At 49.8% G+C, this 26,601-nt stretch carries 24 protein-coding genes and 1 tRNA gene; 20 read left to right on the forward strand and 5 right to left on the reverse strand.

Annotated features, from left to right (window positions below):
* Positions 1–16 precede the first annotated feature (16 nt).
* Genes MoGM_RS10865 through MoGM_RS10875 form a run of 3 tightly spaced genes read right to left on the reverse strand, consistent with a single transcriptional unit; the run spans position 17 to position 1,278 of the window.
* Complete coding sequence (locus MoGM_RS10865) at positions 17–358, reverse strand: hypothetical protein (RefSeq protein ID WP_104370070.1); 342 nt, start codon at positions 356–358, stop codon at positions 17–19.
* A gap of 7 nt (positions 359–365) precedes the next feature.
* Positions 366–872: a hypothetical protein gene (locus tag MoGM_RS10870; RefSeq protein WP_104370071.1), complete on the reverse strand. Its 507-nt coding sequence runs from the start codon at positions 870–872 to the stop codon at positions 366–368.
* A 34-nt stretch (positions 873–906) separates the two neighbouring features.
* Positions 907–1,278 (reverse strand): hypothetical protein, encoded by a 372-nt coding sequence (locus MoGM_RS10875; RefSeq protein ID WP_146078723.1) that lies wholly within the window; start codon positions 1,276–1,278, stop codon positions 907–909.
* A gap of 1,265 nt (positions 1,279–2,543) precedes the next feature.
* Here MoGM_RS10875 and mraZ point away from each other — a divergent pair.
* From mraZ to MoGM_RS10960, 18 genes are all read left to right on the forward strand, one after another.
* On the forward strand, positions 2,544–3,032 hold the full coding sequence (mraZ, locus tag MoGM_RS10880; protein ID WP_104370073.1) for a division/cell wall cluster transcriptional repressor MraZ: 489 nt from the start codon (positions 2,544–2,546) through the stop codon (positions 3,030–3,032).
* Positions 3,033–3,080: 48 nt separating this feature from the next.
* A complete protein-coding gene (gene rsmH, locus MoGM_RS10885) occupies positions 3,081–4,025 on the forward strand; it encodes a 16S rRNA (cytosine(1402)-N(4))-methyltransferase RsmH (protein ID WP_104370074.1) in 945 nt (314 codons plus the stop codon).
* Positions 4,026–4,114: 89 nt separating this feature from the next.
* Positions 4,115–4,630 carry an FtsL-like putative cell division protein gene (locus MoGM_RS10890; RefSeq protein ID WP_233210271.1) on the forward strand — a complete coding sequence of 172 codons (516 nt, stop codon included), beginning with the start codon at positions 4,115–4,117 and terminating at the stop codon, positions 4,628–4,630.
* Between the two features lie 82 nt (positions 4,631–4,712).
* Positions 4,713–6,860, forward strand: a complete 2,148-nt coding sequence (locus MoGM_RS10895; protein WP_104370075.1) for a penicillin-binding protein — start codon at positions 4,713–4,715, stop codon at positions 6,858–6,860.
* Positions 6,861–6,889: 29 nt separating this feature from the next.
* Positions 6,890–7,024 (forward strand): hypothetical protein, encoded by a 135-nt coding sequence (locus tag MoGM_RS13445; RefSeq protein ID WP_255401982.1) that lies wholly within the window; start codon positions 6,890–6,892, stop codon positions 7,022–7,024.
* Positions 7,025–7,047: 23 nt separating this feature from the next.
* Positions 7,048–8,508 (forward strand): UDP-N-acetylmuramoyl-L-alanyl-D-glutamate--2,6-diaminopimelate ligase, encoded by a 1,461-nt coding sequence (locus tag MoGM_RS10900; protein ID WP_104370076.1) that lies wholly within the window; start codon positions 7,048–7,050, stop codon positions 8,506–8,508.
* Positions 8,509–8,571: 63 nt separating this feature from the next.
* Positions 8,572–9,843, forward strand: coding sequence for a phospho-N-acetylmuramoyl-pentapeptide-transferase (locus MoGM_RS10905; protein WP_104370077.1), 1,272 nt, complete (start codon positions 8,572–8,574; stop codon positions 9,841–9,843).
* Between the two features lie 247 nt (positions 9,844–10,090).
* On the forward strand, positions 10,091–11,422 hold the full coding sequence (gene murD, locus MoGM_RS10910; protein ID WP_104370078.1) for a UDP-N-acetylmuramoyl-L-alanine--D-glutamate ligase: 1,332 nt from the start codon (positions 10,091–10,093) through the stop codon (positions 11,420–11,422).
* 13 nt (positions 11,423–11,435) lie between these two features.
* Complete coding sequence (locus tag MoGM_RS10915) at positions 11,436–12,692, forward strand: FtsW/RodA/SpoVE family cell cycle protein (RefSeq protein WP_104370079.1); 1,257 nt, start codon at positions 11,436–11,438, stop codon at positions 12,690–12,692.
* A gap of 448 nt (positions 12,693–13,140) precedes the next feature.
* On the forward strand, positions 13,141–14,688 hold the full coding sequence (locus MoGM_RS10920) for a thioredoxin-like domain-containing protein (RefSeq protein ID WP_158249602.1): 1,548 nt from the start codon (positions 13,141–13,143) through the stop codon (positions 14,686–14,688).
* Between the two features lie 676 nt (positions 14,689–15,364).
* Positions 15,365–16,480: an undecaprenyldiphospho-muramoylpentapeptide beta-N-acetylglucosaminyltransferase gene (gene murG / locus MoGM_RS10925; RefSeq protein ID WP_104370095.1), complete on the forward strand. Its 1,116-nt coding sequence runs from the start codon at positions 15,365–15,367 to the stop codon at positions 16,478–16,480.
* Positions 16,481–16,527: 47 nt separating this feature from the next.
* Complete coding sequence (murC, locus tag MoGM_RS10930) at positions 16,528–17,901, forward strand: UDP-N-acetylmuramate--L-alanine ligase (protein ID WP_104370081.1); 1,374 nt, start codon at positions 16,528–16,530, stop codon at positions 17,899–17,901.
* 24 nt (positions 17,902–17,925) lie between these two features.
* Positions 17,926–18,783 carry a cell division protein FtsQ/DivIB gene (locus tag MoGM_RS10935; protein ID WP_233210272.1) on the forward strand — a complete coding sequence of 286 codons (858 nt, stop codon included), beginning with the start codon at positions 17,926–17,928 and terminating at the stop codon, positions 18,781–18,783.
* 30 nt (positions 18,784–18,813) lie between these two features.
* Positions 18,814–20,265 carry a cell division protein FtsA gene (ftsA, locus tag MoGM_RS10940; protein WP_104370082.1) on the forward strand — a complete coding sequence of 484 codons (1,452 nt, stop codon included), beginning with the start codon at positions 18,814–18,816 and terminating at the stop codon, positions 20,263–20,265.
* 61 nt (positions 20,266–20,326) lie between these two features.
* Positions 20,327–21,661 carry a cell division protein FtsZ gene (gene ftsZ / locus MoGM_RS10945; protein ID WP_104370083.1) on the forward strand — a complete coding sequence of 445 codons (1,335 nt, stop codon included), beginning with the start codon at positions 20,327–20,329 and terminating at the stop codon, positions 21,659–21,661.
* 191 nt (positions 21,662–21,852) lie between these two features.
* A complete protein-coding gene (locus MoGM_RS10950; protein ID WP_104370084.1) occupies positions 21,853–22,302 on the forward strand; it encodes a GatB/YqeY domain-containing protein in 450 nt (149 codons plus the stop codon).
* Positions 22,303–22,405: 103 nt separating this feature from the next.
* Positions 22,406–22,882 (forward strand): T9SS type A sorting domain-containing protein, encoded by a 477-nt coding sequence (locus MoGM_RS10955; RefSeq protein ID WP_158249603.1) that lies wholly within the window; start codon positions 22,406–22,408, stop codon positions 22,880–22,882.
* 43 nt (positions 22,883–22,925) lie between these two features.
* On the forward strand, positions 22,926–24,272 hold the full coding sequence (locus MoGM_RS10960; RefSeq protein WP_146078724.1) for a hypothetical protein: 1,347 nt from the start codon (positions 22,926–22,928) through the stop codon (positions 24,270–24,272).
* 742 nt (positions 24,273–25,014) lie between these two features.
* Here the strand turns inward: MoGM_RS10960 and MoGM_RS10965 are convergent.
* Complete coding sequence (locus MoGM_RS10965) at positions 25,015–25,740, reverse strand: DNA repair protein RecO (protein ID WP_104370087.1); 726 nt, start codon at positions 25,738–25,740, stop codon at positions 25,015–25,017.
* 266 nt (positions 25,741–26,006) lie between these two features.
* Here MoGM_RS10965 and MoGM_RS10970 point away from each other — a divergent pair.
* A tRNA-Glu gene (locus MoGM_RS10970) sits at positions 26,007–26,081 on the forward strand.
* Positions 26,082–26,104: 23 nt separating this feature from the next.
* Entirely contained in the window at positions 26,105–26,359 is a 255-nt protein-coding gene (gene rpsT / locus MoGM_RS10975; protein WP_104370088.1) for a 30S ribosomal protein S20, read from the forward strand.
* A 20-nt stretch (positions 26,360–26,379) separates the two neighbouring features.
* Here rpsT and MoGM_RS13410 read toward each other — a convergent pair.
* Positions 26,380–26,601 (reverse strand): hypothetical protein (locus tag MoGM_RS13410; RefSeq protein WP_233210273.1); only part of this gene is annotated, 222 nt, incomplete at its 5' end.

Consider the following 26,601-nt stretch of genomic DNA (forward strand, 5'->3'; position numbering starts at 1 on the left):
ATCGTTCCTATTACCTTTATCTCTTTACCCGCCAAAAGAAGTTGATGACAGCAATCACAAGCAGTGTCGACCAGAGGTAGAGCATCGGTCGAGTACCTTCTATATACTGAACCAATGCGCCGCAAAGAAGAATCACAATGGTGTACATATCGTTATCAGTATTACCCAAAATTCTATCTAAAATAGAATCTTTGTGTTTTACAGCAGAAACAGTCATTACACCTATCCAAAACAATGCCAGAGCAACACTCAATAATGACGTGGCGTAAAATATAAAATCATTCTTTTCAAATACAGGAGACAACGCCCACAGTAAAAGAGCTGTATTAAATACTATATTTACTTTTAAGTACTTCATATTAATTCTATATCACGCCCCAATATTGATAGCTATATAAAGCTGTTGCAAGACCGTACTTTACACATTTCTTTTCTATGTCCGTCAGTTCGTCCGTTGCATCAACTACCCTAACATACTCATTTATTATATAAACAACATCTAGTGATGTTGCAGAGCTTTTTAAACAGACATCATTAAAAAGAGAAATAACACTATTTACTAAATCATCAGATAAAGTTCCAGCATTAACACTTTCTCCCACCCATTTACACTCATTTATAAATTCTTTCGAATTAAGAAGTTTATCACAATAAATATTTAAACTTTCATTTTTTACATTAGAATCAACAACAACAGAACCATCTAATGAAGATAAAAGAATATTATGAATACTGCCTACTGTCAAACATTCTTCATCAAGATTAACCCGTTCTAAAAGTTCTTCATCAACATTCAACCTTTCTAATATCTTATCATCTTTTACAATAACAGCCGCTGTATTGACTGACAAATCTTCTTTTACTAATATCATACATTCATTAGCCATAAAGCTACATCCGGGAACGTTAAGACTTGGGATTGCTCGTGTATTCGGAGATGCCAACCAAGAAGAATATGCACCCCCAATTACTCCACCCCAAAAAAGCGCCAAAAACTCCTCCAGTGATTGGACTATCCAACACTGTTCCCAATTTAGCACCCAATACACAGCCCGCCTTTCCTCCGGCAGCCACACCAGCAACATCCGCATGTGCAACTGCTACTTTTTCTTTTGTGGACCAATCACGAAAACCACGTGTCTCATCAGACTCCAAGATTTGCGCATTTAAGTCCTGCAAGGTACTAATAAGTGTCGATTGGTTTACTTTTGGCTCATCTGTACCAACATATTCATTACAAAACTCTTCGTCATTACTACAACTCACACAAAATGCCAATACCCCAATAATGGTAACTGAAAAAAATGCGATTAAATAGTCTTCTCATAATACTAAAAGTTTTTTGTTATTACTATTTTCTCCCACTTCCTATTATAAAATATAAGTCAGTGATTGAATATCATCGGCTATAAATATTTTTAGAAAAACAATCTTCTTGTTTTATCTTGCAGCATAATTAATATATATTATACACTTTTTTACTTATAACGCTTTGAGAGGGTAATTCCTACTTATTACGACACCTCTCTACTATCGTCAATAACTATCCGTACATTTCCGACTTACGAGGAGCGCAAAAACATCCGCAGCCGATTTTCTTCACACATCGAGCGACTTTAAAAGATATATATATATTTGTAAAATAAATTAGCGCAAACATCCTATTGGTAAAATGGTGTTTTTTGATTGACAAGCAGTGGAGAAACGAATAAATTATAGCCGTATTCACTTTGATTTCTGATAGTATATTTATTATATCAACACCGATAACAAAGTTATTTGCAACAGATATGCCATTTCAGCGCATTCGATATAAAATCATGCCGCAACGGAATACCGAACATGGTGCAATGGGATACTTAATAAAGCGCAAAGAGATACCAAACAGAGCGCAACGGGTACTTAATGCAGGGTAACGGGCGGCCCGTTGCAAGCCGTTTTGGGTGGTATAAAAAAAACAATGAGGGTCTCGCCATATCTTGGCGAGACCCTCATTGGGCATCGATGAAACCGCCGTTTTCCGACGCTTACATGCCGAAAAAGACACATACATATCTTTTCCGGCATGTAAGCGTCGGAAAACGACAATAAAACGTATCATAAATTAAAGTCTGAGCGGATAGCGGCATGCCGCCGACAAGACAACGCCCTGCATCGAAACCTTACATCGTTTGTAAATATTATTCATAATCTTCATAACTTGTTATCGTTTGGTCCGCGACAAATTTACGACATAACGTCCGAAAACGCAAGCCACATCGTGATATACATCGTGATAACACGGACGAAAACCGTGTAGACAAGAGCGCACGGCAGCACTGCCGTATGCACCTCGGGGCAAGCCCGCAAACGAACAGTTCGCCGGCACGCCGCCCCACCTGGAACGGCCTTTAACACCAAACAGCAAAATCACTGATTGTCAACGATTTATAAAATTAACAATATTAAAATTAAAATCAACCTTCAAAAAGTATGGAGAAAAGTGGGTGAATGTGGGGAAAAATATGTAATTTTGACGGCGAAATGCCTTTATTAATGTCCGTATGCGATTTTTAGGAACCATCGAAGCAAAGACAGACGCCAAGGGAAGGGCTTTCCTTCCCGCAGCTTTCCGCAAGATGCTGCAAAGTGCAGGCGAGGAGCGGATGATGCTGCGCAAGGATGTGTTCCAGCCGTGTCTCGTTCTTTACCCCGAAAGCGTGTGGAACGAGCAGATGGACGAGTTGCAGGCGCACCTCAACAAGTGGAACAAAGCCCACAGGGAACTCTTCCGCCGGTTTGTGGCTGAGGTCGAGCCAATAACCCTCGACGGCAACGGGCGCTTCCTCATATCGAAGCGTTTCCAGCAGATGGCGGGCATACGACAGGACATCAGGTTCATAGGGATGGACGACACCATCGAGATATGGAGCAACGACAGCAATGACATGCCGACGATAACGGCGGAAGACTTCGGCCGTGAACTGGAGATGGTAATGGGAGACGAAAATTCCGGAAACCAGTCTCTCCAGGCTTCCCACTCCCCGAAATAACACCGCCGCACACACTCCGGCGTCAAACAGTTTCACAAAACAACATTTATGGCAACGAAAGCACCCACATACCACATACCCGTGCTACTGCACGAGAGCATCGACGGGCTGAACATCCGCCCCGACGGAACATACGTAGACGTCACTTTCGGCGGCGGCGGCCACAGCCGCGAGATATTGTCAAGACTGGCGCAAGGCGGCCGGCTCTTCGGCTTCGACCAAGACAAGGATGCCGAGGCCAACACATCTGCCGGAGACGGGGCGTCTTCAAAAAACCGATTCACTTTCGTGCGAAGCAACTTCCGATACCTGAAAAACTGGATGAGATACCACGGTATTGAACGAATAGACGGCCTGCTGGCCGACCTCGGAGTGTCGAGCCATCACCTCGATGACGAGAGCCGGGGCTTCTCTTTCCGCTTCGACGCGCCGCTCGACATGAGAATGAACAACAGGGCCGGAACGACTGCGGCAGACATTCTTAACGAATATGCCGAGGAACGGATTGCCGACATACTGTATCTGTACGGCGAACTGAAAACAGCACGCAAGCTCGCCACGGCCATTGTGAGAAAAAGGCAGGCGCAACGGTTATGCACCACGACCGACCTGTTGGCCGCCGTAGAGCATATAATGCCGAAAGAAAGGGCTAAAAAAGACATGGCCAGACTGTTTCAGGCGCTGCGCATAGAGGTAAACCACGAGATGGACGCCCTGCGGGAGATGCTTGCCGCGGCCACCGAACTGCTCGCGCCCGGAGGCAGGCTGTCCGTGATCACATATCACTCGCTCGAAGACAGGATAGTGAAAAACGTGATGAAGACAGGCAACGCCGACGGACACATAAAACAAGATTTTTTCGGACGTACGGAAACGCCGCTCAGACCCGTAAGCAACAAGGTTATTGTTCCTACAGAGGAGGAGCAGGCCGCCAACCCGAGAAGCCGCAGCGCAAAACTGAGAGTGTCTGAAAAGATCGGGCACTCGCAGTGAGCAGGCATTCAGGAGCAATGGCTTGAAGATGTAATCGCGGAATGAAAGTCACATGACAAAGCTATGTATTGACAAAGAAGGGCAACAGGATGAAAACAGACAATAAAGAAACGAAAGAGAAAGGGACCGGAACCGAAAATACGGATGTCGACAAAGGCAGGACGACAGCGAAAAGGACCGGCGCCACAGACACAACCGACAAAGGCGACGACAAGGCGGAAAAGAAAGAGACAAGGCTGCAACAGCTGAAGAAACATGCCACAGAAGACGACCCCAAGCCATCGCCGACGCTCACGCTCCGGAAGATAATAGGAGGCGACATCCTTTACGCCGAGCTGGTAAGGAGCCAGATCTGGGCTTTCCTGCTGATTGTGCTGTTCACCATAATATATGTGGCTTTCCGCTATCAATGCCAACAGGACATGATAATGATAGACAAGTTGCAAACCCAACTGAAAGATGCCAAATACAAGGCATTGTCGAGTTCGAGTACCCTCACGGAGCGATATAGGGAGAGCCGCGTGCTCGAACTGCTCAGACAAAACAAAGACAGCCTGCTGCACATCGCCGAGCAACCACCGTATATTATAATAACGGAAGAATGAGAAGCCAGGCGGCGGGGAACGGCGACCATGCGGAAACGCTGCCGATGGCAAAAAGAAGTAATGTAGACGAGGAGACAAGGAAATGAGTAAGTTCGACAACAACAAGGTCATGCCGCGCTATTTCGCCATAGCGCTGGTGTTCACGTTCATCGGCATAGCCGTAATCGGACGTGCGGCATATATCATGACCGCAAAGAAACAATACTGGACAGACGTGGCGGCAAGGCTCAAACGAGACAGCGTAAGCGTGAAACCCAGTCGCGGCAACATACTGAGCTGCGACGGGCAACTTATGGCCAGCAGTCTGCCGGAATACAAAATATACATGGACTTCCAGGCCGGCGGAGAAGAAAAAGACTCAATCTGGAACGACAGCATAGACCATATATGCGAAGGTCTGAACAGGATATTCCCGCAGATGTCGGCAGCCGAGTTCAAACGCCACCTCGAAAAAGGACACAGGAAGATGAGCCGCAACTGGCCGATATGGAAAAGGCGGATAGACTACAACACATACACGGAAGTCAAGAAACTGCCGGTATTCAACATGTCGAAATTCAAGGGAGGCTTCCATTGGGAGGAGTTCAACGCCCGCCGGCGTCCGTTCGGTTCGCTGGCGCAACGCACCGTAGGCGACATGTTCGGTTCGAAAGATACGGCACGGTTCGGCCTCGAGCTGTCTTACGACTCAATACTGCGAGGCAGCAACGGCATCACCCACCGCCGCAAGATATTGAACAGGTTCATGAACATCCCCGTCATGCCGCCGGAGAACGGAGCCGACATTGTCACCACAATAGACGTAAGCATGCAGGATCTTGCCGAGAGGGCACTGATCGACGAGCTGAAACTCGTGAACGGCGACATGGGTGTTGTCATACTGATGGAAGTGGAGACCGGCGATGTGAAGGCTATAGTGAACATGACAAAATGTGCCGACGGGCGCTATCACGAAATAATGAACCACGCCATCAGCCACAGGTGCGAGCCGGGCTCTGTATTCAAGGTGGCATCGTTTCTCGTGGCACTCGATGACGGGGTGGCCGACACGAGCTATGTGATACACACCGGCAGCGGCGTAATGCCGATGCACGGCCGCGACATGAAAGACCACAACTGGCGACGGGGCGGCTATCAGGACATAAACATGGCACGCTCGCTCGAAGTGAGCAGCAACATAGGCGTGAGCTATGTGATAGACAAGTTTTACGGGGCAAACCCTGAGAAATACGTGGAGGGGCTTTATCGTGTGGGAATACACGAGGACCTCAACCTGCCGCTCGTGGGCTACGCGCCGCCAATCATCCGCATGCCGCGCAAAAACAGGCACGGCCAGTACGACAACTGGAGCAAGACGGCGCTGCCGTGGATGAGCATCGGCTATGAGACGCAAATAGCTCCAATAAACACGGTGACATTTTACAACGCAATAGCCAACGACGGGAAAATGATGAAGCCGCGATTTGTGAAGAAAGTGGTGAAAAACGGCGAGACAATAGCCGAATTTCATCCCGAGGTGCTGAACGAACAGATAGCGAGGCCCAAGGCCATAAAGACAATGCAGACCATTCTCGAACACGTAGTGAGCCAGGGATTGGGAAAGAAAGCCGGCTCAAAGATGTTCAAGGTAGCCGGAAAGACCGGCACTGCGCAAGTGTCTAAAGGTGCGGCCGGATATAAAAGCGGCGTTGTAGATTATTGGCTGAGCTTCGCAGGATATTTCCCGGCAGACAATCCGAAATACAGTTGCATAGTCTGCATACAGAAAAGCGGCCTTCCCGCCTCGGGCGGCGGCATGAGCGGAGTGGTGTTCCACCATATAGCGGAAGGCGTAATGGCGCGCAACCTCAAGTTGAGTGTCGACGATGCGTGCGACACCAACTCGGTAGTGATACCCGATGTGAAAAGCGGGAACATCGCCGCGGCCGACTTCGTGCTTGGCAGACTCGGAGTGAGAAAGACATCACCATGGAGCGACGGCAAGCCATACGGCATACCGGTATGGGGACGTGCCGACAGCAAAAAAGACGAAGTGGCGCTCACCAAAACAAAGACACACCGCAACACGGTTCCCGACGTGACCGGCATGGGAGCCTGCGACGCTCTCTATCTGCTCGAAAGCAGAGGACTGAAAGTAAGAATAAACGGCACAGGCAAAGTAAAAAGACAAAGCATAGCTCCGGGAAAAGCGGCTGTAAGAGGCAGAGAGTGCGTGCTCACGATGGAATGACCGCATACCAAGAAACCTACCGAAAGAACATGGCAGGCAAGAAACGGAAGGATGACTGGCCGTCAGCGGCAACACCGATGTCAACCTACGGAAACGGAAGCTGCAAGCAAATATTATCCGGCAGCCAGCATGCGGAAATACTGAAAACGGACAACGCCATATAAACGAACAAGAAAACAACAGATATATGAAACTTAACGAGTTGCTCAAAACCATAAGACCTCTGGCCATTGAAGGTAATGCCGGGGTTGAGATAACGGGAGTCGACATCGATTCCAGACGTGTGGAACCAGGCCATCTCTTCGTCGCCATAAAGGGAACACAGACTGACGGACACGCTTTCATGGACAAAGCGGCAAGTCTCGGAGCCGCAGCCATACTATGCGAGACTATGCCCGATAACATGGCAGAAGGCGTGACATACGTCAAAGTGGCCTCCACGGAAGACGCTGTGGGCAGCGTCGCGACCATATTTTACGGCGAGCCGTCGAAAAAGCTGAAACTCATCGGAGTGACCGGTACGAACGGTAAGACCACGATTGCCACCCTGTTGTACGATATGTTCCGCAAACTGGGCCACCGTTGCGGACTGCTCTCCACCGTGTGCAACTATATAGAAGGAGACGCAGTGCCCGCAAGCCACACCACGCCCGACCCGATAGAACTGAACCGACTGCTCGCCAAGATGGCGGAAGCCGGCTGCGAATACGTGTTCATGGAATGCTCAAGCCATGCCATAGCGCAGAAAAGAATAGGAGGCCTGAGATATGCCGGCGGAATATTTACCAATCTGACCCGAGATCACCTGGACTACCACAAGACTTTCGAGAACTATCGCGACGCGAAAAAAGCCTTTTTCGACAGTCTACCGAAAGACGCTTTCGCCATAACGAACGCCGACGACAAGAACGGTATGGTAATGACACAGAACACCAAGGCGACAGTCAAGACGTACTCGACACGCACCATGGCCGATTTCAAGGCCAAGATAATAGAATGCCACTTCGAAGGCATGTACCTGGAGATAGACGGCCGAGAAGTTGGCGTGCAGTTCATTGGCAAGTTCAACGTAAGCAATCTGCTCGCTGTATACGGCACGGCCGTGATGCTCGGCAAACATCCGGAAGATATTCTCGTGACCCTGAGCACTCTGAAAAGCGTAAGCGGACGGCTCGAACCGCTGCGTTCGCCCGACGGTTACACCGCAATAGTGGACTATGCGCACACTCCCGATGCCCTTGAAAACGTGCTCAATGCCATTCATGAGGTGCTCGACGGCAAGGGACGGGTATTCACCGTATGCGGAGCGGGCGGCAACCGTGACAAAGGCAAGCGGCCGCTCATGGCTCTCGAAGCGGTGAAACAAAGCGACCGGGTAATAATAACGAGCGACAATCCGCGATTCGAAGAGCCACAAGACATCATCAACGACATGCTCGCCGGGCTTAACCCGCAACAGATGAAGAAGGTAATGACTAACGTAGACCGCCGTGAAGCAATACGCACGGCATGTATGATGTCCGAGAAAGGCGACGTGATACTCATCGCCGGAAAGGGGCACGAGGACTATCAGGAAATAAAGGGAGTGAAACACCACTTCGATGACAAAGAGGTGGTAAGAGAACAGTTCTCCGCATCCAATCCGTAAGCACCGCAAACAGAGGCCATAATACCACCGAGATTTCACCCCACTAATAACTTACAATAAAAAATGCTATACTATTTATTTCGGTTCTTAGACCAATTCGGCATCACCGGTTCGCACATCTGGTCTTACATATCGTTCAGGGCACTGCTCGCCCTGATGCTGTCGCTGCTTATCTCGGCGTGGTTCGGCGAGAAATTCATCAAGTATCTCAGACGGAAACAAATCACCGAAACGCAGCGCGATGCCTCAATAGACCCGTTCGGAACGAAAAAGGTAGGCGTACCGTCCATGGGCGGAATAATCATCATCGTGGCGACGCTCGTTCCCATACTGTTGCTCGGCCGCATGAGAAACATATACCTCATACTGATGATTATAACGACAGTATGGCTCGGCTTTCTCGGCGGACTTGACGACTACATCAAAATATTCAAGCACGACAAGGAAGGACTGCAAGGAAAGTTCAAGATCGTGGGGCAAGTGGGACTCGGACTGATAGTGGGCATCGTGCTATACCTCAGTCCCGATGCCGTGATCCGCGAGAACGTGGCTATAGAGAAACAACAGACACAGGAACTCGTGGTGAAGCACCGCAGCGAGGCCACCAAGTCATTGAAGACCACCATCCCGTTTGTCAAAGGGCATAACCTCGACTATTCAAACATTATGTCAGTCTTCGGGAAATACAAGGAAGCCGCCGGCTGGATACTGTTTGTCGTCATGACCATCGTTGTCGTCACCGCCGTGTCAAACGGAGCCAACCTCAACGACGGCATGGACGGTATGTGTGCCGGCACATCGGCCATAATAGGTGTGGCTCTCGGTATCTTCGCCTATGTGTCGAGCCACATCGAATATGCCGCCTATCTGAACATAATGTATATCCCCGGCAGCCAGGAACTTGTGGTATTTATATGTGCTTTCGTCGGAGCACTCATCGGATTTCTGTGGTACAACGCCTATCCGGCACAGATATTCATGGGCGACACCGGCTCACTTACCATCGGAGGCATCATCGCCGTGTGCGCCATCATAATACACAAAGAACTCATGCTGCCAATCCTTTGCGGCATATTCTTCGTGGAGAGCCTCAGCGTCATGTTGCAGGTATGGTACTATAAACTCGGCAAACGCCGCGGAGTGAAACAGCGAATCTTCCGCCGCGCGCCTATACACGACACATTCCGCACGCAAGACAGTCAGTTGCTACCCGACTGCAAGTACCTTATAAAAGGTCCCAAGAATGTCGTTCACGAATCTAAAATCACCATACGGTTCTGGATTGTGACAATCATCCTGGCGGCAATGACGATTATAACGTTGAAAATAAGATAGTGGTTTTAGAAAGGAAATATATTGAGATTAAGGAAGCCAGGAGGAGTTAAAGAAATTAGGGGAAGTTAAAGGACAATAGCTTATTAGAAAGGAGTAAAAAGAAAACTAATAAGGAATAATAAAAGAGAACAAAGAGAGAATAAGGAAGGCAAATGCAGAAAGCTGCAGCTATTGTCCTTTAACTTCCTTAACTCCAACAACTCCAGTAAAAACTATTCCAACCCACCACCAAACAAACAATGAAAAGATGAAGAAAATAGCAATACTCGGATCCGGAGAGAGCGGTGCCGGAGCCGCCGCACTGGCAAAAAAAGAAGGATTTGATGTCTTTGTGTCAGACATGTCGGCAATAAGCGACAAGTACAAGAAGATGCTCGACGACAGAAACATACGCTGGGAGGAAAAGAGACATACCGAAAGCGACATACTCGATGCCGACGAGATAATAAAGAGTCCCGGCATCCCTGATACCGCACCCATCGTGGCAAAGGCCATAGAGAAAGGCATACGCATAATCAGCGAGATTGAGTTTGCCGGCAGATATACCGACTCAAAGATGATCTGCATTACCGGAAGCAACGGCAAGACGACAACAACATCGCTAATATACCACATATTCCGCAATGCCGGATACGATGCCGGACTGGCGGGAAACATCGGGAACTCTCTCGCCCTGCAAGTGGCGGAAGACCCGCACGAGTACTACATCATAGAACTAAGCTCATTCCAGCTCGACAACATGTATGACTTCAGGGCCGACATTGCCGTTCTTCTGAACATCACGCCCGACCATCTCGACCGCTACGGCAACATGATGCAGAACTACACGGACGCCAAGATGCGGATAACGAGAAACCAGACGGAAGAAAACGCTTTCATATATTGGAACGACGACCCGATAATAAGCCGCGAACTTGCGAAATACGACATACACGCCAAGTTGTACCCGTTTTCCGAACATAAGGCTCCGGGTATGGCAGGATATACAGAAGACGGGCAATACAAGATTGAATATCCCGACTGTCTCTCCATGCCACAGGAACAACTGAGCCTCACCGGGCGTCACAACCTGTACAACAGTCTGGCCGCCGGGCTGGCCGCAAACATTGCGGGAATAGACAAGGAGGTGATACGCAAGAGCCTCGGCGACTTCCCCGGCGTTGAACACCGACTTGAGAAAGTGGGCACAGTACACGGAGTGCAATACGTCAACGACTCCAAGGCCACCAATGTGGATGCCTGCCGGTACGCCATTGAAAGCATGAATACGAAAGTGGTGCTCATCATCGGGGGCAAAGACAAAGGCAACGACTATGAGCCGATAAAGAGTCTCGTGGCCGAAAAGTGCTCCGCTCTCGTATACCTCGGAGCCGACAACTCCAAGCTACACGACAATTTCGACAGCCTCGGCATCCCCGTGCGAGACACCCACTCGATGCGTGAGTGCGTGGAAGCATGCCGCGAGATGGCGAAAAAGGGCGATACGGTACTCCTCAGTCCGTGCTGTGCCAGTTTCGACCTGTTCAAAAACATGGAAGACCGAGGCGAACAGTTCAAGGAAATGGTGAAAAACCTATAACGTAAAACAAACAATGAACAAAAAGATAAACAACATTTTCAAGGGCGACAAAGTCATCTGGATGGTGTTCTTCTTCCTCTGCGTGATAAGCATCGTGGAGGTGTTCAGCGCGTCGAGCGGCCTGACATACAAAAGTAACAACTTCATCATGCCAATAATAAAGCACTCGGGAACACTGATATTCGGCGCGCTCATTGTCGTTGCCACACTCAACATACCGTGCCGCTACTTCAAGCTCATGACACCGCTGCTGCTCATGCTGTCGTTCATGCTGCTGGTACTCGTGCTGTTCGTGGGCGAGAAGGCCAACGGGGCGAGCCGCCAGATGTCGCTGCTCGGACTGTCCGTGCAACCGTCCGAGATAGCCAAAGGAGCGTTGATTCTCGCCGTGGCACAGATTCTCAGCGCCATGCAGCAGGAAAACGGAGCCGCCCGCAAAGCATTCAAGTACATAATGTGCCTCACGGTGCCTATCGCCCTGCTGATTATGGTCGAGAACCTGTCTACAGCCGCCCTGCTGTGCTTTGTTGTCTTCCTGATGATGATTATAGGCCGCGTGCCTGGAAAGCAGATAGGCAAGCTGCTCGGATGGATAGCGGTTGGAGTGACGGGCATCATTTCGTTTATCATGATCGTCGGGCACGACACACCGAAAGAAGATGATACTCTGGCCAAAACCGAGCAGACGGAGCATAAAAAGAAAGAGCGCGGCACGATTGAGAAGATGTTCCACCGTGCCGACACGTGGAAAAGGCGAATTATCGACTTCACAAACGACAAGGAGGTGGCACCCGAAGACTACGACCTTGATAAAGACGCACAGGTGGCTCATGCCAACATTGCCATCGTATCGAGCAACTATATAGGCAAAGGTCCGGGAAACTCGGTAGAGCGCGACTTTCTCGCACAGGCGTTTTCAGACTTCATCTACGCCATCATCATAGAAGAGCTGGGACTCATCGGAGCGGGATTTGTGGTGCTGCTATACATAATCCTTCTGTTCCGCACGGCGCAGATAGCCAACAGGTGTGAAAACAACTTCCCCGCCTTTTTCGCCATGGGACTGGCACTGTTGCTCGTGGTGCAGGCCACGTTCAACATGGCTGTGGCCGTGGGGTTCGTCCCTGTGACCGGCCAGCCGCTGCCATTAATAAGCAAGGGCGGTACATCCACTATCATCAACTGTGCCTACATCGGCGCGATATTGAGCGTAAGCCGCTCGGCAAAGAAGAAAGTAAAAGCGGAAAACAGCGAAAACAAAATCGGATAATACATAAGCATCTCACAAGTTACTTACGGAAATAAAACACATTCAACTGATTGACTCTCTATTCACTTCAATCGTAAAAGATGTATTGAATGCAATAGCATACGAATATTTGCCCCTCCGAAACAAATACAGCGATTAGCATAAATCCAGTTACGGTTCTGGGCAATGCTTACCTGACACTGATATTATTTCATTCGGATGGTCAAAATATTCGTAAAATCAAGCAATTGTATAAGGAATTTTTATTAAATTTGTAGGTGTCATGGAAAAACATGTTATTATGTAGCTTATTGATTATCATCGATAATACCGTAAACATCCAACCATACTGCTCTTGAAAGTCTCTTACAACACAGGACTTTCTTCATTATAAATTTAATAAAATAGAATTATGAGATTTCCAGTAACATTTTTAAGCATCTTTATAATGCTTTTTTGCCCGATAAACATGGAAGCGAAAAAGAAAGCAAAGAAAACGGTAGTGCCGCAAATGATTAACTTCCCGAGTACAGACATTAACAATCTCCGTATATCAGGAGGAGATGTGATGCTGAGGGGGAGCATTTCCATGCCGACAGTCGGCAACGAATTAAAGGAACAGGCCGCCGGCCTTAAAAAGCTTTCAAGCCTGTTAAACAGTATCGGCCCACGCGTTGAAGTGATAGATCCAATAACAAAAAAGACAGATGTGTTCGCCATTACATTCAACGACGACTGCACTTTTAACACGAAAATCCATATTCCCCATCCGATGTTCGTGGCATTGCTTCCTTTTTGCAATCTTTACATGTGTCCCGGGGATACCGTAGATTTTGTTTTGGATGGCATGATAAAGACAAATAAAAAGGGATTTAACATTGGAGGAACCGGCCTGAGCGGTGAAATAAACCGGGTTATAACAAGTGTCGACAAGGCATATTGCAACAATTATTCGTCCTACGATATTAAAGACGCAAAGCAAATTGATTCGCTGATGACATGGCGTAACGTACAGATAGGGCGCATGGACAGCATGGTGGCAAAAATAAACCGCGGGCTTCCGGAGCTTAAAGGATGCTCGCCGCTTGCTTCCGATATTGTCCTCACCCACATCCTTGCATGGCATCTCCAGATGATAGCCAGTCCATACTTTATTGTTCTAAGAGATATAAGTTCCGACCAAGCCCTTTGGCGCAACTACTTTGATTTCCTTTCCCCACGTGAAAAGTATCTGCTGGACAATCCGTTGCTAATGGTAAGCGCCGACATGTTCTTCTTCAATCGGCTCGAGTATACCGCATTCCGGCCTCTCACACAAAAGAAAATGAGTATAATGTCACATAGGAAAAAGACATTTGTATTCGGAGACTCGCTGCAATCACTTCACACGGCAATTGCAAAAGGACTGCAACAGATTAACGACGAGCTACATCTAAGCAGCAACGACTTTACATCGCAAGTGTGCATGATACGGGATGTATTCTCCTCGTTCCAATGCGGCATTTTCGACAATGAAGAGATTAAGGCTGAAGCAATCGCTTCCGTCGCCCCGTACATAACGAACCAAGAGCTGCTACGCCTCGCCATATTGGGCTACCACGACTACATAAAGGAAGACCAACAGAGCTGTATCGACAATAAGCCCGCTTCAAAAGGAGACTCCTTATTCCAACGCATAATCGAACCATACAAAGGCAACGTGCTCTATGTTGACTTTTGGAGCATGTCATGCGGACCATGCAGAGCCGGAATGCTCGACATGCGCGATGAAGTGGAAGCCAACAAAGACAAGCCCGTCAAATACCTTTATATCACTTACGACACAGAGGAACACTGCCGCAGTTTCCTCGAACCAAACAACATCAAGGGTGAGCATATCTTCATATCACGTTCCGAATGGGCACATTTACAGGAAAAATTCAACTTTTCAGGCATTCCGTTTGTCGTTCATGTGGACAGGCAGGGGAAAATAAGGAGGGAGCCCAATATAAATGTCAAGGAACTGCTTGCCGAATAAACCTTTTAACACAACCAATACAATCAAGGCTTCTCTGCCATATATGGCATGCAACGCCTTGATTTGTATTTTTATCCACCCTGTTTTCTGCATAAGGTATCCCGTTGCATCACATTCTGTATCCAATCGATGTGTGATAGACGACTAATTTGCCTGCGTTTAGCGCCACATGACAAGATGACGGGAATGCCGTCGTTTCACAACCACTCTTCCTTCCCCGCTTACTTTTTTATCTTTTAACCTTTAACCGTCGTCATGTGGCAAAACAGCAAATCGCATACAAAATCCCTTTCAACGCAAATCATTGACAGGAAAACATACACAATGGAAAAATTCCCGTTACCCGTTTGCCCTCAACATCTTCTTTCTTTGCCTTTAAAATACCTTCTTCCTTATACCAAAGTCACTGTTAAATCACAATAATCCATGATTTATTCAAAGAACAACAATCCGATATTACTTTGCATTGTCGTGAAACCGCCACAACTCACGCACGCATAATGCCGTGCGACGGGTAGACTGACACACCTCTATTTTTCCGGCGTTCAATCAAAAAAGAGCACTGAAAATTAGTGCGTACGATAGATTTTTATTAATTTTGCAAAGTTAGATATACATTATTAATAAACCGCCGTGACGGTGCGGTCGCACAGGCCGCATGCCGGAAACAAAACGCATGGACAACAAACTGAAAATCATCATAAGCGGAGGAGGCACGGGAGGCCACATATTCCCGGCCGTATCCATTGCCAACGCCGTAAAAACGTTGCGCCCCGATGCCGACATTCTCTTCGTCGGAGCACTCGGCCGAATGGAGATGGAACGTGTGCCACAGGCAGGGTACGACATAGTGGGACTTCCGGTAAGGGGACTGATACGTCCGCTGTGGTCGCCGAAGAACATCGGCGTGCTGCTCGACTTCATGAAGAGCAAGCGCATGGTGAGAAGAACCATCAAGGACTTCAAGCCGGATGCGGCCGTGGGTGTGGGCGGATATGCCAGTGCGGCCACGCTGAAAGCGGCCCACGCAATGGGCATTCCCTGCCTCATTCAGGAGCAGAACTCATATGCCGGGGTGACCAACAAGATGCTGGCGGCCGGTGCCGACAGTATCTGCGTGGCCTACGACGGCATGGAGCGCTTCTTCCCGGCGGATAAAATCATAAAGACAGGTAACCCTGTGAGACAGTCTCTCATAGACAACGGCATGTCGAAAGAAGACGCACGCACCGCACTCGGCCTCGACCCCGACAAGAAGACGATTGTGCTTGTGGGCGGAAGCCTCGGGGCACGCACTATAAACGAAAGCGTGATGCAGCACCTCGACATGGTGAAGAGCGCCGACGACACGCAGTTCCTGCTTCAAACAGGAAAATACTACAACGCCGACATCACCGAACGGCTGAAAGGCCGCAAGCCCGCCAACCTTACGGTGACCGACTTCATAGCCGACATGGGCACGGCATACGCCGCGGCCGACCTCGTGGTCAGCCGTGCGGGAGCAAGCAGCATCTCCGAGTTCTGCCTGATAGGCAAGCCCGTGGTGCTCGTACCCAGCCCGAACGTTGCCGAAGACCACCAGACAAAAAATGCCATGGCTCTCGTGGACAGACAGGCGGCAATATATGTGAAAGACGCCGACGTAGCGGCTACACTGCTCGAAACGGCTCTTGCGACGGTGGCCGACAGCGCACGGCTCGACACCCTCTCGGCAAATATCAGGCAGCTCGCACTGCCCGACTCGGCTGAAAGGATAGCGCGAGAGGTAATAAGGCTGGCCGAAAGGAAATGACAAAAAGGCACCGCACGACGGTCGCCGCATAACAGGAAGAGAAACAAATGGAACTTGAAGACATAAAATCAGTGTATTTCGTAGGTGCCGGAGGCATCGGAATGAGTGCTTTGGCGCGCTATTTCATGGGGCGCGGCCTCACGGTGGCAGGCTATGACAAGACGGAGACCCCCCTCACGCTGCAACTTGAAAAAGAGGGCATGCTGATACACTACGACGAGAATACGGACAAGATACCGGCCGAATGCAAAGACAAGGAGTCGTGTCTTGTGATATACACACCGGCCATTCCGGCCGAGCACAGCGAACTGGTATTTTTCAGGCAAGGCGGTTTTGAGATACAGAAACGTGCCCAGGTGCTCGGAACGCTGACACGATCGCACAAAGGTATGTGCGTGGCCGGCACGCACGGCAAGACCACCACGTCGACCATGTGCGCCCATATCATGCACCAAAGCCATGTCGACTGCAACGCGTTTCTCGGCGGAATATCCAAGAACTACGGCACGAACTACATATTGAGCGACAGTGACTGCGTGGTGATAGAAGCCGACGAGTTCGACCGCTCGTTCCACCGGCTGCGCCCTTGGATCAGCATCATCACCTCGACAGACCCCGACCACCTCGACATCTACGGCACAAAAGAAGCCTATCTGGAAAGTTTCGCCCACTATTCATCGCTAATCCAACCGGGCGGCGCCCTCATAATACGCAAGGGTTTGGAAATGAGAGAGCGATTGCAGGATGGTGTGCGCCGATATGAATACAGCGAGACAGAAGGCGACTTCCACGCCGAGAATATCAGGATAGCGAACGGCGAGATTACGTTCGACTTCATATCGCCGATAGAGTGCGTCAAAGACGTGACTCTCGGACATCCCGTGCCTATAAACATCGAGAACGGCATAGCAGCAATGGCAATGGCCCAACTCGGCGGATGCACCGCCGACGAACTGAGGGAAGGCATGCGCACATACGCCGGAGTGGACCGCAGGTTCGATTTTAAGATAAAGAACGACCGTACGGTGCTGCTCAGCGACTACGCACACCATCCGAAAGAGATTTACCAAAGCGCCTTAAGCATACGCAGACTGTACAGCGACAGAAGGATAACAGCCATTTTCCAGCCGCATCTTTATACCCGCACACGCGACTTCTACAAGGATTTTGCCGACGCACTCAGCCTGCTCGACGAGGTCGTTCTATGCGAAATATATCCGGCAAGGGAACTTCCCATCGAGGGAGTGACGTCGAAACTGATATACGACAACCTTCACGACGGAGTATCCAAAAAGATGATACGTAAAGAGGATGTACCGGACTTTGTGAGAAACCACGACATCGACGTGCTCATGATACTCGGCGCCGGAGACCTCGACAACTATATGCCGCAACTTACCGACATATTGAAGGACAGATAACAGACACGGACATACACCGCAATAATGACGCTCGACTGGAAAAAATACAGCATAATAGCGGCCAATATCGCCATAGGCGTGTATCTGCTGCTTGCGATGACGGCGTTCAACGAGCCGGACATCAAGGGCAAGGTATGCACGCAAGTGAAGATAGACATAAGCGAAAGCGTAGTCAAGGGCTTTCTGAACGCCGATGAGATAAAGACCATCCTCGTGCGGGCAAACCTGTATCCGCTCGGCAAACAACTGGCCGCCGTCGACGTGCGGGAGATTGAAGAGACGCTGACCGGGCATCCGTTCATCGAGAACGCGCAGTGCTACAAGACACCGGGCGGACACGTGTGCATCAGTCTTGCACAGCACATGCCGGTGATGAGAGTGCTCGCCGACAACGGGGACAGCTATTACATAGACAACCGCGGCAAGATAATGAACGGAGCGCGTTTCACCGCCGACATTGTTGTGGCCACGGGACACATCAGCCGCAAGTATGCCGCCCAAGTGCTCACAGACATCGGAAACCACATAGTGAACGACAAGTTCTGGCACAACCAGATTGTGCAACTCAACGTGTTGCCCGACAAGTCCATCGAGATTGTACCACGGGTGGGCGAGCACATCATATATCTCGGACAACCGGAAAACATCGCCGGGAAGCTCACGAGAGTGGAGAAATTCTACAAATACGGACTGAACAAAGTGGGCTGGAACAAGTATTCGCGCATAAACGTAGAGTTCGACAACCAGATTATATGCAAGAAACGTGACTCACAGCCGCACAGCCGCCCCGTGACGGCAACACCGGCAGAACCGGAACGGCAACCGGACATGTCAGACGGACAGCCAAACGCACAGGAAGAGAGACCGAAAACAGAACAATAACGATATTACGATAAAGACATTACTATAAAGATGGCAGCAAAGGATTTCATTGTAGCAATAGAACTCGGCTCATCCAAGATGACCGGCATCGCGGGAAAGAAAAATCTCGACGGCAGCATCAACGTGCTTGCCGTAGTCAAGGAAGATTCTTCCACCTTCATCCGAAAGGGTGTTGTGTATAACATCGACAAGACGGCACTGTGCCTTACCAATATTATAAATAAGTTACAGGCACAGCTCAAAACCGAGATTACGCAAGTCTATGTGGGTGTCGGAGGCCAGTCGATACGCAGCGTGAGAAACTCGATAGCGAAAGACCTGCCAATCGACACCAAGATAACGCAAGACATGGTCATCGAACTGATGGACATGAACCGCAACTGGAAATACCAGGATCAGGAAATCCTCGACGCCGCAGTACAGGAATACAAGGTTGACTCGCAGTTGCAACTCGATCCGGTAGGCATACAATGCGGCCGGCTTGAAGGCAACTTCCTAAACATTCTCGAACGCAAGGCATTCTACAAGAACCTCAACAAGTGCTTCGAGACAGCCGGAATAAATGTCGCCGAGATGTACCTCGCACCGCTCGCGCTGGCCGACAGCGTGCTGACCGAAGCCGAAAGACGCTCCGGCTGCGCTCTCGTCGACATCGGGGCAGACACCACCACCGTCTCCGTATACAGCAAAAACATACTGCGCCATCTTGCCGTAATCCCGCTCGGAAGCAACAACATCACCAAAGACATCGCCTCACTGAACATGGAAGAGAGCGAGGCCGAGAAGATGAAACTCAAATACGGCAGCGCATATACCGACAACGCGGACATCGACAACTCGCTGAAACTGTCGATAGACACCGACAGGCAGATCGAAAGCCGCAAGTTCATAGAGATTGTCGAGGGCCGTCTCGAAGAGATAATAGAGAACGTGTGGTACCAGATACCGTCCGAATACTATGACAAACTGCTGGGCGGCATCATCCTCACGGGCGGCGGCTCGAACATGAAGAATATCGAGAAAGCGTTTGTCAACTACACTCACGCCGAGAAAATACGCATCGCCAAGTTCGTCACCCAGACCATAAACTCGACCAACAACGACATCAACGCGCGCAACGGAATGATGAACACCGTGCTTGGCCTGCTCGCCAAAGGCGACGTGAACTGCGCAGGAGAAGAAGTTGACCCAAACGGTGACCTCTTCGGAAGCAAGACGGAGAAGCCGTCGGCAGGCGACAACAGGGTCAAGACACCCCGAAGCGTGGCCGACATACCGTCGGGCGTGGTACTCACGGCTGCCGAAAAGCAAGCCGCCGAAGAAGAAGAACGCCGCCGCAAAGAAGAGGAAGAGCGCATAGCCCGAGAGAAAGAAGAGGAAGAGAAGCGCCGCCTTGAAGAGGAACGAAGGCAGAACAGCCCGATAAACAAGGGCTTGAAATGGTTCAAAAAGATGGCAACCAAGCTGACAGAGCCTGAATAATGCCCTGCAACAGTAGTGAGAACAGAAAGGTAACAACCCGAGAACATAACAACATCAGAGTATGACAGAGAACAACAGCAACATAGATATAGTAGACTTCGGCATGCCGGAGAAAGAGCACAGCATCATCAAGGTCATCGGAGTGGGTGGCGGCGGAGGCAACGCCGTGAACCACATGTACCGCGAAGGCATACACGACGTGTCGTTCGTGCTTTGCAACACAGACAACCAGGCACTCAACGACTCACCGGTACCGGTACACCTGCAACTCGGCAAGGAGGGACTGGGAGCTGGCAACAAGCCGTCCAAGGCCAAACAGGCAGCCGAAGAGAGCCTCGACGACATAAAGAACATGCTCAGCGACGGCACCCGCATGGCCTTCATCACCGCCGGCATGGGCGGCGGCACCGGCACTGGAGCCGCACCGGTGATAGCCAGGGTATCCAAGGAGATGGGCATATTGACGGTCGGTATCGTCACAATCCCGTTCCGCTTCGAGGGCGGCCGCAAGATAGACCAGGCCCTGGACGGTGTCGAGGAGATGTCGAAACACGTAGACGCACTGCTCGTAATCAACAACGAAAGATTGCGTGAGATATATCCCGACCTCACCGTCCTCGACGCTTTCGGCAAGGCCGACGACACACTGAGCGTGGCGGCAAAGAGCATCGCCGAGATAATCACGGTGCACGGACTCATCAACCTCGACTTCAACGATGTCAAAACAGTGCTCAAAGACGGTGGCGTGGCTATCATGAGCACAGGCTACGGAGAGGGCGAGGGCCGCGTGAAGAAAGCCATCGACGACGCGCTCAACTCGCCGCTGCTCAACGACAACGATGTGTTCAACTCCAAAAAGATACTTCTCAGCATATCGTTCTGCGGACAGAAAGACGGAAAAGACAGCCTGATGATGGAGGAGATGAACGACGTGAACGACTTCATGGCCAAGTTCGGAAGCGACTTTGAAATCAAATGGGGACTCGCCACGGACCCCGAACTGGGCAAGAAAGTGAAGGTGACGATACTCGCCACAGGTTTCGGCATGACCAACATAGACGGAATGGACATGCACATGAAGCGCCATACCCAGGAAGAAGCCAACCTCATAGCCGCCGCACAGGAAAAAGAGGCCAAACTGATGGAGCGCCGCGGGCACTACTACGGCAGCGACAACAGCAACAAGAAATACAAGCGGAGGCCGAACATCTACTTCTTCCGCCCCGAAGATCTCGACAACGACAATGTCATCTCGGCAGTGGAGTCCACGCCTACATACAAGCGCACAAGGGAAATCCTCGACAGCATACACAGCCAGGCATGCGGCGAAGAAATGGTAAGCGACACCAAAGAAGACCCGAAAGACGCCGTGCAGGGCACGATAGTATTCGCATAGACGGGCACGGGGACACACAGGAACGTCCAGACAAGGCACACAATCGGGCACAGACACAAAACGAACGGCCCCAAACCGTAAAAAATGCCATTACCTTGCGGCTTTAGAGTGCCTCATGCCCTAACGGGTGGCACCAGAAATTTTAAATTAAATATCCAACATCTCACGTTTAACATCTAACAGTAACAGATATGACACTATTCGAGCAAGTAAGCAAAGACATCGTTGCGGCAATGAAGGCCAAGGACAAAACTGCCCTTGAAGCCCTCCGCAACATAAAGAAAGTATTCATCGAGGCCAAGACGGCACCCGGAGCGAACGACACTCTCGAAGACGCGGCTGCCATGAAAATACTTCAAAAGCTGGCAAAACAAGGCCATGACGCAGCCGACCTGTACGTAAGCCAGAACCGCCAAGACCTCGCCGACGCCGAACTGGCACAGGTGAAAGTGATAGAAAGCTACCTGCCGCAACCCATGACCGAGGCCGAGATTGAGGCCGCAGTAAAAGAAATAATATCCCAGACCGGCGCCGGAAGCATCAAGGAAATGGGTAAGGTGATGGGCATGGCAAGCAAACAGCTCGCCGGAAAGGCCGACGGCAAGACCATATCAGACATAGTGAAAAAGCTGCTCGCCTGACAGCAGCGCCACAAAATACAACATGACAGCCGCATTGAGAGTTCTGATGCCGGCTGTCATGTTAATATTCGACACAGAGCTTGCAACATCAGAACAACCCAACATGAGTAAAAAGTACACATTGTTAATATTGGCCCTGGCGGGAATGTCTATCGGCATGAAAGCACAGACCCAATATGTCAACGTGCTGTATCAGGACAACAGCAACCATGCCATGTCCAAGTCGGAAATAGACAAAATCGAAATCGGCCAAGGATTTGTCACTGTCGTCCCGAAAAGCGGCACTCCCGCAAAGCACCGGATGAGCGACATCGCGAAAATCGTGCTCGACGACCGCAACATCACAGACGGCATAACGGCCGTCAACGGCAACACACTGAGCATAAAGGCCGACGGCAACAGCATACGTATCTCCGGCGCTACGGCAGACGCCAATATAGAGATCTACGACGCGGCGGGACGGATTGTCGGCCGCGCCACATGCAGTGAGGGCAACGGAACGGTAAACGTAGGTAATTACCCCACCGGTACATACATAATAAAGACCGACGGAACGACACGCAAATTCATAAAGAGATAATAACCGGAAACAACATTACAAACAACAAAAAATCACTGATACGATGATAAAAAGATTACTTTTAGCGATAATGATCATCACCGGCATGGCGGCAACAGCCAGCGCCCAGGAGACCATATACATGATAAAGGGCGACAAAGTGGTTGCCAAGATGAACGCGGAAGACGTAGACTACATATCGTTCGAACTGCCCGACGGAGTGAAAGACCAGGAGAAAGTGGCCATCGAAGTCAACGAGACAGGAAAGAACTACATCACATACAGCGTAACCACGGCCAACCAGAACACCACTTACGCACACATGGTAATTGACGAGCCCACTCTCAACATCTTCCTGCAATCATATTACGACACGACCATAGACCAGGTTGTTCCCGAAGTGCTCGAAGCATGCCTCAGAATGTGCATGACGCATTTCGGATATGCCGGACAAGGCAACGCCACATACCGCATGCAGGACAACGAGGACGACGGCTCCGGACATAAGTTCAACATCGTAGCCGGACTGAACTATTATCTCGCCGTATGCGAGCTGAACAACGACGACACACTCGGCGAGACAATGAAAATCACGGACACGGCCACTAAGAAGGCCGATGTGAGCGCCGGCAACGTATCCGTAAGCTACAAGGGACAGAACGAGGCCGGCCAGGCCATGTTCGACTTCAACGGAAGCGATGATATCCTGCGCATATACACACTCTACGGACATAAGGATGTCATGGAGGCATTCATCCAGATCTACGGCTACGAATATACGATGTTCGCATTCGGCCAGGTATGGACTCTCGATGAACTGAAGAACGATCCGAACGGATGGCAGGTAGACGAAGAGACCGACTACGCCATGTATATACTCGGAGTAGACGCCAACGGCGACTGGGCGAAAGACGAGACGTTCGCCAGAATCACTCCCATAGCCCAGGAAAAAGAAGGCCCGAAGATCTCCATATTCTCCAAGTCAAAGGGCGAAGGCAAGGTAAGCGTCAATTTCGAGATAACCCCGAGCAACGTGACCGAAGCCTACGTGCGCCTGATGAACGAGACAAACCTTGACGACAGGCTGAACATGGGATACACGCTGGCCGACCTCGCTGCCGGCGGCGATGCCACCGACGTGACATCCGACATAAACAAATTCGGTGAATACACATACACCAACAACGAAGTTCCCAACGAATGGATGTCGCTGCTCATCATGGCAAAGAACGAGGACGGCACAACCGTGACACGCATGAACTTCCACGCGCACCTCGACGGTTCGCAATGGGCGATAAATGAGAACATCAACGTACCGGCTACATCTGCCGCCAAGAAGCATATCACAAGCAAGAATAACATGCCGGCGGCACGCAAACTCAACAAAGCTCCCAAATTCTCGCTTAAATAAACCGCACTGTCCCACACCTTGAGACAATCACCGAGACACCAAGCTCCCCGGAAGACATGCCTTCCGGGGAGCTTTCTCATAATACCGGCGCTCCGCCATGAATAATGTGAAAAACATCATTATTCCACATCCCGCACATCACCATACCGTAAAGACACCGGTGCAGTCGACACACAATCCCCCCCATACACAACCGTGCCGACATACGCATAGCACGGACAAGCATTTGCCAAAAATGCCTGACACAATATTTACAAACAGCCGCTTATATCTCGCCCGTTTCAAAATTAAAACCCAAAGGCCTGAAACAAGCGAATTATGAACTGCCTTTCACAACCACCTGTACATCAACCCAATACGCCTACCTCACCTACATCCTCAGTAAAACCTACCCACCTACCCTCACTATTTTTTTTAATTCAGCGTCCCGTTGGCTTGCGTTTAGCGTCTAAATGGAAGCCAACGGGTATCCAAACGCGACGCAACCGGCAACCAAACGCACTCCAACGAGCGTCCCGTTGCGGAAAAACGCCGCTTTTCGTAAATGGCGAAAAGCGGCATATCGTATTGCATATAGCGGTGCGTATCGACTTTGTTTTCTATTTCAGCAGAAAACAAAGTGTTAAATCCGTGACTTTATTATTACACATTCACACATCATGGCACAGACAAAGCTATGGCATCAAAAACACAAAATAAACAAACAGACATGGAAAACACAACAACCGCGCACGGCCATAAATCAGACAAACAGCTCGCGCAGCACTGCAAGCGAGCGTAACTCCGGAAAATCGGGAATATGAATGCGGTAATATGTGATGATCACCTCTATAAAACGGTTACGCTCCATGCGGGACATCCTGTATAAGTGCATCGTGGAAAAACCCATGCGCATAAGGACACCGATAAGCCTCGCTTCCTGAGGGGCGAGAAAGTCGCCGTGCGGCGGCACGCCGGCGCAGAAACATCCGGCACGCAGATCAAAGCATGAACCGTCATGATAACCTTCGAGATTGGGATAAAAACCGAGAAAGAGTGAAAGGCGCATCAGAAAGACGAGGTGAAAATTGGCATACCGCCCCTCACGGCGGTCGAGCCACTGCATACTGCCGGATATATAATCGAAAAGCGGTCGGTTCTCCTGCTCGCCACGCAGGGCATAATAAAGAAACTCGGCGGTAAAGAGAGCCATGGATAACTTCACCGGCTCGAAAGGCACCGTCGTCATGGGATATGCCAGCCTTGCGGCACGCAGTTTCTGCAACTTCAGCCTCGGTCTTATGTCGGCCTCCACCTCAAGCAAGGCCATAGGCTGAAACAACTGCTTGCGCACGCCGGACCTGCCCGACCTGGGTATGCCAACCACAAAGCCCATCCTGCCATAACCGGCGGTGAACATGTCAACTATCACTTTGTTGTCGCCGTACTTAACGGTGTGCAACACAACTGCTTCGGTCTTTATCAACATACTGGAAAACACAGATTAAAAGAACGCGCATAACGCGAAGAAATGAGACAAAACCCGCTTTAAGCCGCTCTCATACAGCTTGTTTTATGCAAAAACAATGCAAGTCGAACGCAATGGAACGTGTTCCAAATTGCTGAGACGCAGCTTGTTTTATGCAAAGATATTGCTTTTTCACATAAAAACTGCGCCCAAAATGAATTTTTCCACGAAAAAATTTTGTGATATTAAATAAAAGTCATAACTTTGCACCCGCAAAACGAAGCTATGGTCCCTTCGTCTATCGGTTAGGACGAGAGATTTTCATTCTCTAAAGAGGAGTTCGACTCTCCTAGGGACTACCAATAAATAAAAGAACATAATTAAAATGGCAAACCACAAATCAGCAATTAAGAGAATCCGCCAGGAGAAAAAAAGAGCTCTGCACAATAAATATTATGCAAAGACTATGCGCAATGCTGTTCGTAAGTTGCGCGCTATTACAGACAAAGAAGAGGCTGTGAAATTGTATCCCACGGTGCAGAAGATGCTGGACAAATTGACTAAGACCAACATCATCCACAAGAACAAGGCGGCCAACCTGAAGTCTAAGCTGGCTATGCATATCAACAAACTTGGATAATAAGACCCAATAGATTATATTTATTGGCTGCGGTTTCCGTATGGAAACCGCAGCTTTTTTTTATTGTCCACGCCCACATCATTGCCCACGCCAAGATCGAAGTAACGATAAACGAAGATAATCCAATAACAAGAGAGGGCAACAGCCGGCATCCAGCAGCCAAACATAGGAAACACTACCGCAAAACAAGGGTCAGCGGATTTTTCCGGTGGGCGGGAGAGAGTATCAAGAGTATAATGTGG

It is taken from the genome of Prevotella sp. MGM1 (assembly GCF_002933775.1).
GTDB lineage: Bacteria > Bacteroidota > Bacteroidia > Bacteroidales > Bacteroidaceae > Prevotella.

Excerpts from the sequence above, each read along its gene's own strand:
- mraZ (WP_104370073.1), top strand. The coding sequence starts at position 2,544 with ATGCGATTTTTAGGAACCATCGAAGCAAAGACAGACGCCAAGGGAAGG.
- MoGM_RS10955 (WP_158249603.1), top strand. The coding sequence starts at position 22,406 with ATGAGTAAAAAGTACACATTGTTAATATTGGCCCTGGCGGGAATGTCT.
- MoGM_RS10900 (WP_104370076.1), top strand. The coding sequence starts at position 7,048 with ATGAAACTTAACGAGTTGCTCAAAACCATAAGACCTCTGGCCATTGAA.
- rpsT (WP_104370088.1), top strand. The coding sequence starts at position 26,105 with ATGGCAAACCACAAATCAGCAATTAAGAGAATCCGCCAGGAGAAAAAA.
- MoGM_RS10870 (WP_104370071.1), bottom strand. The coding sequence starts at position 872 with ATGATATTAGTAAAAGAAGATTTGTCAGTCAATACAGCGGCTGTTATT.
- MoGM_RS10935 (WP_233210272.1), top strand. The coding sequence starts at position 17,926 with ATGACGCTCGACTGGAAAAAATACAGCATAATAGCGGCCAATATCGCC.
- murC (WP_104370081.1), top strand. The coding sequence starts at position 16,528 with ATGGAACTTGAAGACATAAAATCAGTGTATTTCGTAGGTGCCGGAGGC.
- MoGM_RS10865 (WP_104370070.1), bottom strand. The coding sequence starts at position 358 with ATGAAGTACTTAAAAGTAAATATAGTATTTAATACAGCTCTTTTACTG.
- rsmH (WP_104370074.1), top strand. The coding sequence starts at position 3,081 with ATGGCAACGAAAGCACCCACATACCACATACCCGTGCTACTGCACGAG.
- MoGM_RS10905 (WP_104370077.1), top strand. The coding sequence starts at position 8,572 with ATGCTATACTATTTATTTCGGTTCTTAGACCAATTCGGCATCACCGGT.
- ftsZ (WP_104370083.1), top strand. The coding sequence starts at position 20,327 with ATGACAGAGAACAACAGCAACATAGATATAGTAGACTTCGGCATGCCG.
- MoGM_RS10960 (WP_146078724.1), top strand. The coding sequence starts at position 22,926 with ATGATAAAAAGATTACTTTTAGCGATAATGATCATCACCGGCATGGCG.
- murD (WP_104370078.1), top strand. The coding sequence starts at position 10,091 with ATGAAGAAAATAGCAATACTCGGATCCGGAGAGAGCGGTGCCGGAGCC.
- MoGM_RS10895 (WP_104370075.1), top strand. The coding sequence starts at position 4,713 with ATGAGTAAGTTCGACAACAACAAGGTCATGCCGCGCTATTTCGCCATA.
- MoGM_RS10915 (WP_104370079.1), top strand. The coding sequence starts at position 11,436 with ATGAACAAAAAGATAAACAACATTTTCAAGGGCGACAAAGTCATCTGG.
- ftsA (WP_104370082.1), top strand. The coding sequence starts at position 18,814 with ATGGCAGCAAAGGATTTCATTGTAGCAATAGAACTCGGCTCATCCAAG.
- MoGM_RS10965 (WP_104370087.1), bottom strand. The coding sequence starts at position 25,740 with ATGTTGATAAAGACCGAAGCAGTTGTGTTGCACACCGTTAAGTACGGC.
- MoGM_RS13445 (WP_255401982.1), top strand. The coding sequence starts at position 6,890 with ATGGCAGGCAAGAAACGGAAGGATGACTGGCCGTCAGCGGCAACACCG.
- MoGM_RS10920 (WP_158249602.1), top strand. The coding sequence starts at position 13,141 with ATGGAAGCGAAAAAGAAAGCAAAGAAAACGGTAGTGCCGCAAATGATT.
- MoGM_RS10890 (WP_233210271.1), top strand. The coding sequence starts at position 4,115 with ATGAAAACAGACAATAAAGAAACGAAAGAGAAAGGGACCGGAACCGAA.
- murG (WP_104370095.1), top strand. The coding sequence starts at position 15,365 with ATGGACAACAAACTGAAAATCATCATAAGCGGAGGAGGCACGGGAGGC.
- MoGM_RS10950 (WP_104370084.1), top strand. The coding sequence starts at position 21,853 with ATGACACTATTCGAGCAAGTAAGCAAAGACATCGTTGCGGCAATGAAG.